General features: G+C 70.5%; 9 protein-coding genes. 6 read left to right on the top strand and 3 right to left on the bottom strand.

The window, feature by feature from the left end; translation table 11 throughout:
• Nucleotides 1-48 precede the first annotated feature (48 nt).
• Nucleotides 49-3,324: a LamG-like jellyroll fold domain-containing protein gene (locus tag ACN6LM_RS21715; RefSeq protein WP_445067038.1), complete on the top strand. Its 3,276-nt coding sequence runs from the start codon at nt 49-51 to the stop codon at nt 3,322-3,324.
• An 86-nt stretch (nt 3,325-3,410) separates the two neighbouring features.
• Here the strand turns inward: ACN6LM_RS21715 and ACN6LM_RS21710 are convergent, their stop codons facing one another.
• Complete coding sequence (locus tag ACN6LM_RS21710) at nt 3,411-4,415, bottom strand: LacI family DNA-binding transcriptional regulator (RefSeq protein ID WP_445067037.1); 1,005 nt, start codon at nt 4,413-4,415, stop codon at nt 3,411-3,413.
• 141 nt (nt 4,416-4,556) lie between these two features.
• Here ACN6LM_RS21710 and ACN6LM_RS21705 point away from each other — a divergent pair, with 141 nt between their 5' ends.
• Nucleotides 4,557-5,396 (top strand): phytanoyl-CoA dioxygenase family protein, encoded by an 840-nt coding sequence (locus tag ACN6LM_RS21705; RefSeq protein WP_445067036.1) that lies wholly within the window; start codon nt 4,557-4,559, stop codon nt 5,394-5,396.
• Between the two features lie 45 nt (nt 5,397-5,441).
• Here ACN6LM_RS21705 and ACN6LM_RS21700 read toward each other — a convergent pair whose 3' ends face one another.
• Both ACN6LM_RS21700 and ACN6LM_RS21695 read right to left on the bottom strand, forming a co-directional pair.
• Nucleotides 5,442-7,712, bottom strand: a complete 2,271-nt coding sequence (locus ACN6LM_RS21700; protein WP_445067056.1) for an AbfB domain-containing protein — start codon at nt 7,710-7,712, stop codon at nt 5,442-5,444.
• A gap of 149 nt (nt 7,713-7,861) precedes the next feature.
• A complete protein-coding gene (locus ACN6LM_RS21695; protein ID WP_445067035.1) occupies nt 7,862-10,306 on the bottom strand; it encodes an RICIN domain-containing protein in 2,445 nt (814 codons plus the stop codon).
• Nucleotides 10,307-10,818: 512 nt separating this feature from the next.
• On the opposite strand from ACN6LM_RS21695, the gene ACN6LM_RS21690 reads away from it, so the two are divergent.
• From ACN6LM_RS21690 to ACN6LM_RS21675, 4 genes are all read left to right on the top strand, one after another.
• A complete protein-coding gene (locus tag ACN6LM_RS21690) occupies nt 10,819-11,907 on the top strand; it encodes an ABC transporter substrate-binding protein (RefSeq protein WP_445067034.1) in 1,089 nt (362 codons plus the stop codon).
• 118 nt (nt 11,908-12,025) lie between these two features.
• Nucleotides 12,026-13,681 carry a sugar ABC transporter ATP-binding protein gene (locus ACN6LM_RS21685; protein ID WP_445067033.1) on the top strand — a complete coding sequence of 552 codons (1,656 nt, stop codon included), beginning with the start codon at nt 12,026-12,028 and terminating at the stop codon, nt 13,679-13,681.
• Entirely contained in the window at nt 13,678-14,652 is a 975-nt protein-coding gene (locus ACN6LM_RS21680) for an ABC transporter permease (protein ID WP_445067032.1), read from the top strand. Before ACN6LM_RS21685 ends, ACN6LM_RS21680 begins: the two co-directional genes overlap by 4 nt.
• Nucleotides 14,649-15,713: an ABC transporter permease gene (locus tag ACN6LM_RS21675; RefSeq protein ID WP_445067031.1), complete on the top strand. Its 1,065-nt coding sequence runs from the start codon at nt 14,649-14,651 to the stop codon at nt 15,711-15,713. The genes ACN6LM_RS21680 and ACN6LM_RS21675 overlap by 4 nt, the downstream gene beginning before the upstream one ends.
• Nucleotides 15,714-15,742 lie beyond the last annotated feature (29 nt).

The following is a 15,742-nucleotide window of genomic DNA, read 5'->3' as shown; positions in this document are numbered from 1 at the left end:
GTGCCTCACAGGTTCGAGGCACTTCAGCTCTCTCGACAGGACGACGCCTTGAGACCACAAACGCCCCACCCCCGCGCTCTGTTCAGGACGGCGGCCTGCGCCGCCGCGCTGCTCATCCCCCTCGGCGCCACGCTCGTCCCGGCCGCTGCGGCCGCCCCCGCGAGCGCCGCCTCGACCACCTTCAAGGCCGGCGACCCGGCCACCACCGTCCACGGGCTGAAGGGCGAATACTTCAGCATGTCCGCGCCGGGTGCGCGCGACTTCGACAAGCTGGGCGGGGTCTCGCTCGACCCGAACATCAACTTCCCCGGCCTCACCGGCACGTTCGAGTCGACCACCGGTCGGACGGAGAACACCACCGCCCGCTGGACCGGCTTCATCACCGCCCCCGAGGACGGCGACTACACCTTCGCCGCCAGCGGCGACAACGGCTTCCGGCTGTTCATCGACGGCAAGGCCGTCATCGACCACTGGGAGCCCGACTGGGACAACGAGCAGACCAGCGCGCCGATATCGCTCAAGGCCGGCGAGGCGCACGAGTTCAAGCTGGAGATGTTCCAGGACACCGGCGGCGCCAACATGTTCCTGCGCTGGTCCAGCGCGAACCTGGCCAGGCAGTTCGTCCCGGAGTCCGCCTTCACCCCGCCCGCCGACTTCGAGGTCTACCCGGTCGGGCTGAGCGTCGCGGACAACGGCACCGAACTGCACGCGGTCTTCGACGACCAGGTCAGCGACTACGCGGACCTGAAGAACCACCTCACCATCGAGGCCGACACCACCCCGATGCCGGTCAAGTCCGTCACCCGGACCCGCGACGGCAGGGAACTCGTCGTCAAGCTGGACGCCGCCGTCCTCAAGGACCAGCGCGTCAAGATCGCGTACGACGGCAAGGGCGGCCTGAAGGCGGGCGGCGAGACCGTCCCCGACATCAACCGCACCGCCACCAACAACTCCACGCACCGCCTCACCACCAAGTGGGGCGACAAGGTCGACCGCAACCACCCGCTGCCCGAGTACCCCCGGCCGCAGCAGGTGCGCGACAAGTGGCAGAACCTCAACGGGCAGTGGGAGTTCGCCGGGGCCGAGGCGGGCGAGAAGCCCGTCTTCGGGAAGAAGCTCGGTGAGCGCATCACCGTGCCGTACCCGGTCGAGTCGCAGCTCTCCGGCCTGGAGCGCCACGAAGACCACATGTTCTACCGCAAGCTCGTCACCGTTCCGAAGAACTGGGCCGTCAAGGGCGACAAGCACGGCAAGAGCAACCGGCTGAAGCTCAACTTCGGCGCCGTCGACTACCAGGCCACCGTTTGGGTCAACGGCAAGCAGGTCGCCGAGCACACCGGCGGCTACACCGCCTTCAGCGCCGACATCACCGACGCGGTCAAGGGCAGCGGCCCGCAGGAGATCGTGGTCGCGGTCACCGACACCACCGGACCAGACCAGCCCACCGGCAAGCAGTCGGCCAACCCCGGCGGCATCTTCTACACCGCCTCCTCCGGCATCTGGCAGACCGTCTGGATGGAGCCCGTCGCCCCGGCGGCCGTCGACTCCCTGACGACCACCCCGGACATCGACAAGGGCCGCCTCGCCCTGAAGGTGAACTCCGGGGACGCCTCGAAGTCGGCCCGGATCACCGCCGTCGCCCGCGACAAGAAGGGCAAGGTCGTCGGCACGGTCACCGGACCGGCCAACAGCGACCTGAGCCTGCCCGTCGCCAAGCAGCACCTGTGGACGCCGGACGACCCGTACCTGTACGACCTGGAGGTCACCCTCAAGGACGGCCGGTACAAGGACACCGTCGACAGCTACTTCGGCATGCGCTCCGTCGGCATCGCCAAGGTCGGCGGCTACCAGAAGATCGTCCTCAACGGGAAGCCGTTCTTCTCGCTCGCCCAGCTCGACCAGGGCTTCTACCCGGACGGCCTGAACACCGCGCCCAGTGACGACGCGCTGGTCTTCGACCTGAAGGCGCAGAAGGACCTCGGCTTCAACTCCGTGCGCAAGCACATCAAGGTCGAGCCCGCCCGCTGGTACTACCACGCCGACCAGCTCGGTCTGTTCGTCTGGCAGGACTTCGTCTCCGGCAACCTCACCAACGAGAAGGGCCACCAGGCTTTCCTCGACCAGGGCGCCGAGATGATGAAGCAGCTCCACAACTACCCCTCGATCGGTTCCTGGATCGTCTTCAACGAAGGCTGGGGCGAATGGGACCGCACCGAGACCGGGAAGATCACCGAGAAGGTCCAGGCCGCCGACCCCTCCCGCATCGTCAACGCCCACAGCGGTGTCAACTGCTGCAACTCGAAGGGTGACTCGGGCAAGGGCGACATCATCGACCACCACGACTACAACAACACCGACCCGGCCTTCCCGGACGCCGGCCGCGCCGCGATGGACGGCGAGCACGGCGGCTTCACCCTGCGGATGCCCGGCCACATGTGGCCCGGCGCCCCGACCGTGATCTACAGCGGTGTCGCCGACAAGGCCGCGCTGACCGCCAAGTACGTCGAGAACACCCGCAAGTACTACCTGGAAGCGGCCGGCGCCGAACTCTCCGGCTCCATCTACACCCAGGTGACCGACCTGGAGAACGAGCTCAACGGCCTCTGGACGTACGACCGCCGCGAGATCAAGGTCAATGCCGCCGAGGTCCGCGAGATCAACCAGCAGGTCATCGCCGCCGGCGCCGCAGCGGGCTCCCGCACCCCGGTCAAGGGCGGCGGCTCCTGGTCGCTGGACGAGAACAAGGGCACCAAGGCCGCCGACAGCGGCCCGAACCACAAGGACCTCACCCTCTCCGAGGGCACGTCCTGGACCCCCGGCGTGCACGGCTCGGCGCTGAAGTTCAACGGTGAGGGCCAGTACGCGGAGACCGACGGCCCGGTCGTCGACACCACCGGCGACTACACCGTCTCGGCATGGGCCTCCCTGGACGCCCTCCCGGGCAACTACGCGACCGTCGTCAGCCAGGACGGCCGGCGCCAGGAGAACCCGTTCTACCTCCAGTACGGTCAGGGCGCGTTCGCCTTCTCCACCCCCGGCGCCCACCGCGCCCGGGCGGAGATGACCCCGGAGCTCGGCCACTGGTACCACCTGGTCGGCGTCCGCAGCGGTGACCGGATCAAGCTGTACGTGGACGGCAAGCTCGCCTCCACCGCCGCGGCCGGATCGGCCGACGTGAGCAGCGGCGCCCTGTCCGTGGGACGCGCCAAGTGGTCGGGCAACAACACCGACTTCTGGAACGGCTCCGTGGACCAGGTCCAGGTGTACGACAAGGCGCTCACCGACCAGGAGGTGACCGCGCTGTACGACGGCGGGAAGGCGTAAGCCCTCCCCGCTCCCAGGACCGCTCCCGGCGGTGCGGTGCAAAGGCCCGCACCGCCGGGAGCTTCCGGCTGTCCGAAGAAGGACCCCTACGCTGCGCTGCTCTCCCTGACCAGCAGCCGGTGCGGCACCACGATGCGCCGCGCCGCCAGCCCCGAGAGCCGACCGAGGACGCGCTCGCTCAGGCACTGCACCGCCCGCTCGGCGATCTGCGCCAGGTCCGGCGAGACCGTGGTCAGCGAAGGCGTGGAGAACCGCCCGTCCTCGATGTCGTCGAAGCCCACCAGCGCCAGCTCCTCGGGCACCCGCACCCTCCGCTCACCGGCCGCCCGCAGCGCCCCCAGGGCCAGTTCGTCGCTGAAGCAGAACACCGCGTCCGGGCGCTCCGGCAGATCCAGCAGCTCGCGCAGCGCCCGCGCCCCCTCCTCCCGGTGCAGGTCCGCCACCTCCATCTCGGCGACCGGGCTCAGCCCCGCCTCGGCGAGCCCCTGCCGGAAGCCCTCGGCCCGCAGCTCGGCGGTGCCGTGCCCCAGGGCTGACTGGAGCCCGATCGCGGCGACCCGCCGGCGGCCCGCCGCCACCAGATGCCGGGCGGCGTCCCGGGCCGCCGCCACGTTGTCCAGGGCCACATGGTCGATGGACCCGCGGGGATCGAGTTCGCCGAGCACGACGAGCGGCAGGCCCCCCGCGAGCGAGGCCAGTTCGGCGGGGGACGTCGACCACGGGCTGATGACCATCCCGTCCACCTGGTGCCCCTCGGAGCCGTCCAGCAGCCTCCGCTCCAGGTCCGCCCGGCCCCCGGTCCGCTCCACGAGCACCGTCCAGCCGCGCTCCTGGGCCGCGTCGATGAGCAGGCCCGTCAGCGCGCCGAAGTAGGGGGAGTGGAGCTCCGGGACGGCCACACCGATGAGCCCCGTGCGGCCCTGGCGGAGGTTGCGGGCGGCGAGGTTGGGCCGGTAGCCCAGCTCCTCCACCGCGGCGAGCACCCGGGCCCGGGTGCCGGGGGCGACGGCGGCGGCGTTGCTCACCACGTTGGAGACGGTCCTGACGGACACACCCGCGAGTGCGGCCACGTCCTTGAGTCTCGCTGCCACGTTCGGTGCTCCTGCTCTCTGCCGGCGGGCTGTGCGCAGTGACCGTAACAGGTGGTGCGAGATCCACCCGCACAAGCCCTTGCCACGTTGATTGCAACGTTGCAATATGAGGGGGCCCAGAACGTGAGGAAGGAACACACCATGACTGAGGCCGCGACCACCACCGCCCCCTTCCCGCCCGCCGAGGACGCGGTGCGCGACCTGTACGGCCCGGGGATCACCGCCTGCCGGGGGGCTTTCACCCCGGAGTGGGCGGACCGGATGCGCGAGGACATCGACGCGGCGTTCGCCGAGGCGCGCGGCCGGGAGGGCGGCGCGGTCGGCCGCGGCCCGCACCGCTATTACGTGGAGATCCACCCGGAGCAGCTGCGGGGCTTCGTGGACCTGGTCGACCACCCCTGGGTGCGCGCGGTGAGCGAGGCGGTCCTCGGCCCCGGCTACCGGATCGTGGAGCTGGGCTTCGACGTGCCGCTGGCCGGGGCGGTGAACCAGCCCTGGCACCGCGACTTCCCGATGCCGGAGGAGACCCGCCGCGACCGCAGGCTCACCTCGCTGGCGTTCAACCTCACCGCCGTCGACACCCGTGCGGACATGGGCCCGTTCGAGATCGCGCCCGGCACCCAGTGGGACGACGACGCCCGCTTCGGGCACGCGATGTTCCCGCGCCGCGAGGACTACCCGCGCTACGAGGCGCTGGCCGAGCGCAAGTACCCGCAGCGCGGCGACATCTCGGCGCGCTCGGCCCTGACCGTCCACCGGGGCACCGCCAACCAGTCGCAGGACCCGCGCCCGGTCCTGGTCCTCGGCGTGGACGGCCCGGGCGCGGGGAACGACGGCCACCACGACATGGCGGTCACCCGGGGCTTCTGGGAGTCGCTGCCCGAGCGGGTCCGGGCGCACCTGGGCTGCCCGGTGGTCGATGAACTCGCGCCCATCGTGCAGAAGCACACCATCGAGGGCCTGGTCATGGGCGACGCGTGACGAAGCCGGGGCCCGGCGGCGGTCCGCCGGGCCCCGGTGCCCGGCTCAGGGTGCCCAGGGCGCCTCCACCGCCCAGGTGGTGTCCTCGGTGAACGTGGCCGGGTTGTCCCAGTCGTGACCGCCGCCCGGGGTGGCCAGCCACACCTCCGACTTGATGTGCCGCAGATAGCTGCCCGGCAGGTTCGCGCTGGTCAGCCGCACACCGCCGGAGCCGGCGACCGCACACCAGGTGGCGTCGGCCTTGTACAGCGCGGAGCCGTCGTTCGCCTCGCGGCGGACCCGGAAGTCGCGGTGGCGCAGATACTCACCCGGGTAGTTGCGCGACTCGAACGAGTAGCAGTTGCCGTTCGCCAGGCCCGGCACGATCTTCCAGGTGGCGTCGTTCTTCAGCAGTGCCCCGCTGTTGCCGTCGACCACCTCGGTGAAGGCCAGCGAGTCCTGGTGGCGCAGGTACTTGTTGGTGTAGCCGGGCGTGGTGACCCGCAGGGACTTGTAGCCCCCGGTGGGCAGGGTCACCGGCGGGGCCGGGTTCTTCGAGGCGTTGATCAGGGCCTGGTTCGCGGCCCGCACCCGGGCCGTGTCCACCTTGACGACCTGGCGGTCGTAGGTGAGGAGCCCGTTGGCCTCGTTCTCCACATCGGTGATCTCGGTGTAGACGGAGGCGGAGAGGCCCGCCGGCAGCTGGCCGATCCGGATGCCGTCGATGAGCCCGACGAACCGGTCGTTCAGCGCGGAGAGGCTGGACTGGTCCTCGTAACTGAAGCCGCCGCCGGGGAACCACTCGTGCCCCGGGACCTTGTAGCCCAGCCCGCCGAACTCGCCGAGGACGGCCGCCCGGGTCGCGGTCGGCGCGGTGTTGCCCGGACCGACGTAGATGTGGTTGTCCACCACGTCACCGTTGCCGCCGTCCACCGAGCCGCAGCAGTTGACCCCGCTCATGTTGTCGACCAGCCGGGTCGGGTCGTACGCCTTGACCTCGCTCGCGATCCTGGCCTGGTCGTACTGGCCCCAGCCCTCGTTCTGGTCCACCCACATGACCAGCGACGGGGAGCTGCGGTGCTGGTCGATGATCGCGTGGAACTCGGTCTCCCACTGGGTGCGGGCCGCCGTGCTCGGGGACTTGCCGGTGTCCATGGCCGGCATGTCCTGCCAGACCAGGAGCCCCAGCTTGTCCGCCCAGTAGAACCAGCGCTGCGGTTCGACCTTGATGTGCTTGCGGACCATGTTGAACCCGAGGTCCTTGTGGGCCTGGAGGTCCGACTTCAGGGCGGCGTCGGTCGGCGCGGTGTAGATGCCGTCCGGCCAGTAGCCCTGGTCCAGGGTGCCCGTCTGGAAGACGAACCTGCCGTTCAGCACCGGCCGCAGGACGTTGTCGACCTTCGCGATCGCGATCGAGCGCATGCCGGTGTAGCTGCCGGCCGTGTCCGTCACCGCCGTGCCGTCGAGCAGTTCCGCCTTGACGTCGTAGAGGAACGGGTCGTCCGGAGTCCACAGATGCGTGTTCGGCACCGGCACGGAGACCGTGGAGCCGACCGTACCGCTGGCCGAGCCGACCACGGTGCCGCCGCTGGAGACGGTGACCCTGGCGGTACGCCCGGAGGCTGAGTCGGCCTGTACCTTCACCCGCAGGGTGCTGTCGCCCAGGTTCGGCGTCATGTCCAGCCGGGTGATGTGCGCGGCGGCGACCGGTTCCAGCCAGACCGTCTGCCAGATGCCGGAGGCGGCGGTGTAGAAGATGCCGCCCCCGTTGTGCGGCTGCACCTCATTGATGCGCTGCTTGCCGACCGCCTGGCCGCCGGTCTGCGTCGGATCGTAGACGGACACCACGATCGTGTTCGTACCGCCGCCCAGCTGGGGCGTGATGTCGTACGAGAACGAGTCGTAGCCGCCCTTGTGCGTGCCCACCTGGGTGCCGTTGACCCAGACCGTGGTCTGCCAGTCGGAGGCGCCGAAGTTGAGCACGGTCCGGCGGCCGTTCCAGTTCGACGGGACGGTGAAGGTGCGCTTGTACCAGAGCTTGTCGTTCTCGGTGATCCTGCGCTGGATGCCGGAGAGCGCGGACTCGGCGACGAACGGCACCCGGATCTGCTCCGGCCACGAGGACGGCTGCCCGGCGTCCCGGCCGGTCACCGCGAAGTCCCAGATGCCGTTGAGGTTGGCCCAGTCGGACCGGGTCAGCTGCGGGCGCGGGTACTCCGGCAGCGGGTTGTCGACCGGGACCTGACCGGTCCAGGGTGTCGTCATCGGCGGGGTCTTGGGCGACCAGGACGCGGCCCCGGCCGGCGAGGCGCCGACCCCGACCAGCGTGGAGGACACCACCGCCAGCAGCCCGGTCGTCGCGATCGCCCGTCTCCACCACGGCCTTCGGCCCGGCACACGTAAACGGCTCACAGGTTCGTCTCCTTGATTCGGTTCTGCCCCCGGGGACGGGAGCGGTATGGGGGGAGTGCGCGGGGCACCCGGAATCAGACGAGCTGCCAGAGGTGGTCGTCGGTGCCGTTGTCGTCGAACTGCACGACGTGGGCGCTGTCGTCCATGGACATGTTGTCGACGCCCAGGACCTTGCCGGAGTGGCGGTTGCGGATGCGGTACCAGCCGCCGCCGTCCGGGACGAGCTGCCAGAGGTGGTCGTCGGTGCCGTTGTCGTCGAACTGCACGACGTGGGCGCTGTCGTCCATGGACATGTTGTCGACGCCGAGCACCTTGCCCGAGTGGTGGTTGCGGATGCGGTACCAGCCGTCGCCTTCCGCGATCAGCCGCCAGTCGTGGTCGTCGGTGCCCGTGTCCCCGAACTGCACCACGTGCGCGCTGTTGGCGGTGGACATGACGTCGACGCCGAGGACCTTGCCGGAGTGCCGGTTGCGGATGCGGTACCAGCGGTCCGCGAGCCACGGTTCCGCGTCCGGGGCAGCGGTCGGGAACGCGGTGACGCGCAGCCTGGCCGCCCCCATCGGGACGAGGGTGACCTCCTCCACCGGTTCGGCGCTGCGGGCCGGCGAGTCCTGGAGCGGGGCCACCACGTGCTCGTCGTCGGCCGTCCACTCCGGGATGCGGCGCGCCTTCGCGGTGATGGACAGCGGGGTCCCGTCCAGCGTGAAGGGGTTGCCGCCCTTCACTCCGCGGGCGGTGTGGTGGCGCAGGGCGGCGGCGGGCTTCTTCGCGTCCAGGACGAGCCCGTAGTTCCACGGGCCCGTGGCGTGGACCGCGTACTCGGGGAACTGCTCGCTGCCGCCGATGCGCTCGTACGTCTCGCCGATGCGCAGCGAGTACGTGAGCGGGCCGCGGTCCACGCTGACGGAGCCGTGGTTGTGCGCCCAGGTGCGTACGGTGGTGCGCTGCGGGAAGCGCAGGGCGACCCGGTCCCCGTCGGCCCAGGTGCGGTCGATCCGGGTGAAGGCGGGCCCGGCCGGGGCGTCCACGCGCCGCCCGTTCACCGTGATCTCGGGGGCGTCGCACCAGGCGGGGACGCGCAGCACCAGTGGGAAGGCCAGCCGCCTCGGGGCCTTCAGGGTGAGGGTGACGGTTTCCTTGAAGGGGTAGTCCGTCTCCTCGGTGAACGTGACCTCGGTGCCGTCGGCGACCTTGGCCGTCACCTCGCAGGCGGCGTACATCGCGGCGGCCAGCCCCCCGTCGGGGGTGGCGAGCCACAGCTCCTCGGTGAAGTACGGCCAGCCCATGCCGTAGTTGTGCGGACAGCAGCGGTACTGGTCGACGCCCGGCAGGAACGCCTGCATGGCGAACCCGTTCTGGAACTGGCGCTGCGACTTGGGCACGTTGTCCAGGTCGACGCTGTTGGCGCTGGTGATGTAGTGGATCGCCTTCCCCGACGGGTCGAGCGAGGCGGGCAGCGAGTTGAACGCCAGCTCCTCGCAGCGGTCGGCCCACAGCGGGTCGCCGGTGATCCGGGTCAGCAGCTGGTGGCTGGCCATGAACTCCACGATGCCGCAGGTCTCGAAGCCCTGCCGGGGGTCGCCGTGCCCGGGGCGCGCGTTCTCGTCCCCGGCGAAGCCGCCGCCGGGGAACTGGCCGTACTGGTCCATGGCCTTGCCGTACGTCCCGTACGTGTCCCGGGTGTCCTGGGCCGAGCCGCTGCGCAGCGCGTACTGGGCGGGCTCGCGGAAGCCCTGGGCGATGTTCACGTTGTGCGGGTTGACCAGGTTGTCGCCCCAGTCGGCCCCGTACGTGTGGATCTTGTCGGCGAGGTCCAGGAGGAAGGTGTCGCCGGTGCGGTTGAAGAGCCAGAAGACGCTGTCCAGGCCGTCGCCCCAGCGCAGGGCGATCCAGCTGGTGTTGAAGGCGCCCGGGCCCTGGGCGTTCATGTAGCGGAAGAACCGGCTCAGGAAGGGGATGATCCGGGTGTCCCCGGTGTACTCCTGCCAGGAGCGCAGGGCCTGCACCAGCGGCAGGAACGGCCAGAAGTCCGGGCCGCCGTTCAGCGAGGTGCGCAGCGCCTTCGGGCCGAAGAACCCGTCGGACTGCTGGGTGGCGAGGATCGCGTCGAACCAGCGGCGCACCGCCTCGAGCGCCTTCGCGTCGCCCGTGACGATCGCCAGGTCGGTGTAGCCGCGCAGCCAGTACGGGACCTCCTCCCAGCCGCCGAGTCCGGGGCGGACCCAGCCGGTGGCCGTGAAGTCGAGGAAGTGCGAGAACTCCTCGTAGCGGCCGCACAGCCCGTCCAGCTGGAGCTTCAGCTGTCCGGCGAGCCAGCCGCGCGCGGTGACCTTGCCTGGCGGGAGTTTCAGGAAGGCGGTGGGGTGCAGGGGTTCCGCGTTGGGGGAGTAGTGGCCGCCGTGCGCGGGCCGCGCGCGGTGCTCGGCGGCGGTCGCGGTGGCCGACCAGCGGCCGGCCGCCGTGGTGGCGGCGACGGTGGCGAGGGCGCCGGTCATGAGCTGTCTGCGGTTCAGAGGCATGGGAGAGGGCTCCTGCTCTGCCGGACGCGGGGCTCCGGCTCAAGGAATGCGCATGACAAGAGGGGGGACGTGGCGGTGGCGGTGCGGTCCGGACGCACGCATGGCGAAGAGCGCCGACACGATCCGGGCGGAGGGTGCGGTGCCTCTTATGCAACGTTGGAAAACGGGGTTCAGGCGGTATGACAGCACGTCGTCGGGCGGCTGTCCAGGGGTGCGGCGGCATCTCCCCCGACGGGTGCCGCCACCCGGTGAGGCCCGCCCCGACACATTTTGGAAACGCATCGACAACGCTCTTGCCGCCCGCGCCGCGCCGCCTATATAACGTTGTAAACCGAGCCGCCGAGAGGCCGCGCAGGCTCTCACGACCGCAGTTTGTGCAGCTAGGGGGCCGTCTCCTAGCGGGGCCGTGAGTGCAGTGTCATCAGCCGCCGCGCAGCGGCCGATGCATCGTCCAGCCATGACCGACCGCACGCTTTCCGGCGTGCCGTCATCCCGCCAAGGAGCCCCCGCGCATGATGATCCAGCGCCGACCCCGTACCCTCGCCGTGGCGTGCGTCCTCGCCGCCACCGCCACGCTGGCCGTTTCCGGCTGCTCCAAGTCGGAGGGCTCGGACAACAACGCGAGCAGCGACAGCAGCCAGGCCGCGCAGGCGGCCAAGACCCCCGAGTCCTCGTCCGGTTCCGGCTGCTCGCTGCAGAGCTACGGCGCGCCCAAGCTCGACCTGAAGAACGCGGTGGTCGGCTTCTCCCAGTCGGAGAAGGAGGCCAACCCCTTCCGTATCGCCGAGACCCAGTCCATCAAGGACGAGGCGAACAAGATCGGCGTCAAGAAGCTGCTCACCACCAACGCCCAGTCCCAGCTGTCCAAGCAGATCAGCGACATCCAGGACATGCTCGCCCAGGGCGCCCAGTTCCTCATCGTCGCCCCGCTGAACTCGGACGGCCTGGAGCCGGCCCTCAAGGCCGCCGCCGCCAAGAAGGTCCCGGTACTCACCGTCGACCGCAAGCTCAACGCCACCGCCTGCAAGGACTACGTGGCCTTCCTGGGCTCCGACTTCGTGGAGCAGGGCAAGCGCGCCGCCGACGCGATGATCAAGTCGACCGGCGGCAAGGGCAAGGTCGCCATCCTCCTCGGTTCGTCGGGCAACAACGTCACCACCGACCGCACCAAGGGCTTCGTGGACCAGCTCAAGGCCAAGGCGCCGGACATGGAGATCGTCGCCCAGCAGACCGGTGAGTTCGCCCGCGACAAGGGCCAGCAGGTCACCGAGCAGCTGATCCAGTCCAAGCCCGGCATCACCGCCATCTACGCGGAGAACGACGAGATGGGCCTCGGCGCCGTCACCGCCGTGAAGGCCGCCGGCAAGAAGCCCGGCAAGGACATCAAGATCGTCTCCGTCGACGGCACCCGCAACGCCGTCCAGGCCATCGTCAACGGTGAGTACAACGCCGTCATCGAGTCCAACCCGCGCTTCGGCCCGCTGGCCTTCGCGACCGCCCAGAAGTTCTACGGCGGCGAGGAGATCCCCGAGAACGTCATCATCAGCGACCGCTCCTACGACGAGTCCAACGCCAAGTCCACGGTCGGCAACGCGTTCTGATCCCAGCCGGCCCCATCTGCCCGTACCGGCTCCGTCGGTTCTCGGCCGCCGTGGCGCACCCCCGTCACGGCGGCCGCCGGGCCCCCATCCTTGGAAGAGCGGAAGGCCAAGACCAGCCATGGCACCACCCGAAGCAGTACCGCAGCCGCCGGAGCCGGCCGCCGACGAGAAGGAGAGGAGCGCGGCCGGAACGGCCCTCGCGGACGAGCCCGGCGCGGCACCGGCCGTCCTGGAGGCCCGCTCGGTCAGCAAGCGGTTCCCGGGCGTCGTCGCCCTCGACGGCGTTTCCTTCTCCCTGCGCGCCGGCGAGACCCACGCCCTGGTGGGGGAGAACGGAGCCGGCAAGTCCACCCTCATCAAGGTGCTGACCGGCGTCTACCGCCCCGACGAGGGCGAACTGCGGCTGGCCGGCCGACCGATCGCGTTCGCCCGGCCGTTCGAGGCGCAGGAGGCCGGGATCTCCACGATCTACCAGGAGGTGAACCTCGTCCCGCTGATGAGCGTGGCGCGCAACATCTTCCTCGGCCGCGAGCCCAAGAACCGCTTCGGCCTGATCGACTTCCCCCGGATGCACCGCGAGGCGAGCGAACTGCTCGACGGCTTCGGCGTACGCGTCGACCCGAAGCGCCCCCTGCACACCCTGGGCATCGGCACCCAGCAGATGGTCGCGATGGCCCGCGCCGTCTCGGTGAACGCCCAGGTCGTCATCATGGACGAACCCACCTCCTCGCTGGAGCCCCGCGAGGTCGAGACCCTCTTCCGGGTCATCGAGGACCTCCGCGGACGCGGGATCGCCGTCCTCTACGTCAGCCACCGCATGGACGAGCTGTACCGGATCTGCGACCGGGTCACCGTCCTGCGCGACGGCCACCACATCCACACCGGCGACCTCGCCGACCTCGACCGTATGCAGCTCGTCTCGATGATGCTCGGCCGCGACATGGCCGAGGTGCGCCGCGAAGGGCTCACCAGCTTCGGCTCCGAGGGCCATGAGGCAGCGCGCACCCCCGTCCTCACCGCCACCGGCCTCTCCCGCGACCACCAGCTGCACGACATCTCCCTCGACCTGTACGCGGGTGAGGTCCTGGGCCTCGGCGGCCTCCTTGGCTCCGGCCGCAGCGAGACCGCGAAGGCCGTCGCCGGAGCGCTCTCACTGGACTCCGGAGAGGTGAGCATCGCCGGACGCACCCTGCGCCGCCTCACCTCCGCCGGCGCCATCCGGGCCGGCATCAGCCTGCTGCCCGAGGACCGCAAGGCCGAGGGCATCGTGCCCGGGCTCTCGGTCCGCGAGAACATCGTGCTGGCCGCGATGCCCCGGCTCTCCCGCGCCGGCATCGTCTCCCGCGCCAAGCAGGACCGCATTGTCGACATCTTCATGAAGCGACTGAGGATCAAGGCGGCGAGCCCCGAGCAGAAGGTCGGCGAGCTGTCCGGCGGCAACCAGCAGAAGGTGCTGCTGGCCCGCTGGCTCTGCCTGGAACCCAAGGTCCTGCTGCTCGACGAACCCACCCGGGGCATCGACGTCGGCGCCAAGGCCGAGGTCCAGAGCCTCATCGACGACCTCGCCCGCGAGGGCCTGGCCGTCCTGCTCATCTCCTCCGACATCGAGGAACTGATCGAGGGCGCCGACCGGATCGTCGTCCTGCGGGGCGGTGCGGTCGCGGGCGAACTGGCGGGCGACGAGGTGGCGGAGAGCCATCTGCTCGAAGTGCTCGCCGACCACTCACCGGCAGCCGCGGACAAGGCGCCGGCCGCGAAGGAGGACCCCCGATGACCCAGGCCGCAGTCACCACCCCCGCAGCCCGGCCGTTCGCCCGGCTGCGCGACCCCGCCTGGTACCAGGAGTACGGCGTCTACCTCGCCGTCGCGGTCGTCCTCGTCTTCAACGCCGTGTTCACCGAGCACTTCATGACGGTGGACAACCTGCGCACCCAGCTCGTCCAGGTCGCCCCGATCGTCATCGTCGCCCTCGGCATGGCGCTCGTCATCGGCACCGAGGGCGTCGACCTCTCCGTCGGCTCGACCATGGCCCTGGCCGCCGCGCTGCTGCCGCTCTACCTCGGCTACGGACTGGTCCCCGCACTCGTCATGGCGCTGCTGGCCGGTGCCCTCGTCGGAGCGGTCAACGGCACCCTGGTCTCGCTCGTCGGCCTCCAGCCGATCGTCGCCACACTCGCCCTGTTCGTCGGCGGCCGGGGCCTCGCCCTGGTCATGGCGGACAGCCAGCTCAAGCAGATCGTCAACCCCGACCTGCTCTCCCTGGGCACCGGCTCCTTCCTCGGCATCCCGCTGGTCGTCCTCATCGCCGGTGTCCTCGCCGTCGCCGTGGCCTTCCTCGTGACCCGGACCACCTTCGGCCGCCAGGTCGTCGCCATCGGCGGCAACCGCTCCGCCGCCGCCCTGGCCGGACTGCCCGTGCGCCGTGTCCTCATCGGCGTGTACGTGCTCTGCGGGGTGCTCGCCGCCCTCGCGGGAGTCCTGGCCACCGCCAGGCTCACCGCCAGCGACCCCTCCTCGCTCGGCACCCTCATGGAACTCTCCGCCATCACGGCGGTCGTGGTGGGCGGGACGCCGCTCAACGGCGGCTCCATCCGGGTCCTCGGCACCGTCGCCGGCGCCCTGCTGATGCAGCTCCTGCGGGCCACCCTCATCAAGCACGACCTGCCCGACTCCACCGCACAGATCGCCCAGGCGGCCATCATCATCGCCGCCGTCTACGTCGCCCGGGAGCGTCGGTCCCGATGAACGAAACCTCACCTGCCCCGGCGGCCCCTGCCCCGGCCCCGCGCAAGACCTCCGCCGCCTCCGGCGCCACCACGCCGGCGCCCGGTGCCGCGGCGCCGCGGACGACCGGACGGCGGATCGCCGAACTCCTGCAACGCCAGGGCGTCCTGGTCGTCTTCCTGACAGTCGTGATCGTCGCGTCCTGCATCTACCCGACGACGTTCTCCACCGTGGACAACGCCCGCGGAGTGACCGTCCAGGCATCGTTCCTGGCCGTCGTCGCGCTCGGGATGACCATGGTCATCATCACCGGCGGCATCGACCTCTCCGTCGGGTCGGTCTTCGCCCTGGGCGGGGTGCTCGCCGCCTGGGCCTCCCAATGGGGCATCCTGCCCGCCCTGCTGGTCCCGCTGGTGGTGTGCGGCGCGATCGGACTGCTCAACGGCTTCCTCGTGGCCCGCGCCGGAATGGCCCCGTTCATCGTCACGCTCGCCACCCTCCTGGGGGCGCGCGGACTGCTCCTCGCGATCACGGACGAGGGCGCCACCACCTACCTGGTGCCCAAGGACTCCGCCTTCGCCGAACTCGGCCAGGGTGCCGTCTGGGGCTTCGGCTACCCGATCTTCATCGCCCTCGCGCTGTTCGGCCTCGGCGGACTCCTCCTCCAGCGCACCTCGTTCGGGCAGTCGATCTTCGCCGTCGGCGGCAGCAGCGACGCCGCCACGCTGATGGGCCTGCCCGTCGCCCGTACGAAGATGCTCGTCTACACGCTCAGCGGTCTGCTGGCCGGGCTGGCCGGCGCGCTCAACGCCGCCCGGCTCTCCTCCGGAGTCACCATCGTCGGCGTGGGCATGGAGCTCGACGCGATCTCCGCCGTCGTCATCGGCGGCACCCTCCTCATCGGCGGCGCCGGCTCCATCAGCGGAACGCTCTGGGGCGTCCTGCTCCTTCAGGTGATCCAGAACCTGATCAACCAGATCGGCTCGCTGAACTCCTCGTACCAGTCGGTCGTCAGCGGCGGTTTCCTTATCGTTGTCGTCGTGGCCCAGCGCTATCTGGCGCGCAGCCGCAGAACCACCTGAACCGGTGCCGGGGCCCCACGGCCCCAGAT

This window comes from Streptomyces sp. SAS_281 (genome assembly GCF_052542855.1).
The sequence above is the reverse complement of the archived record's forward strand: the minus strand, read 5'-3'. Positions and strand labels throughout refer to the sequence as shown.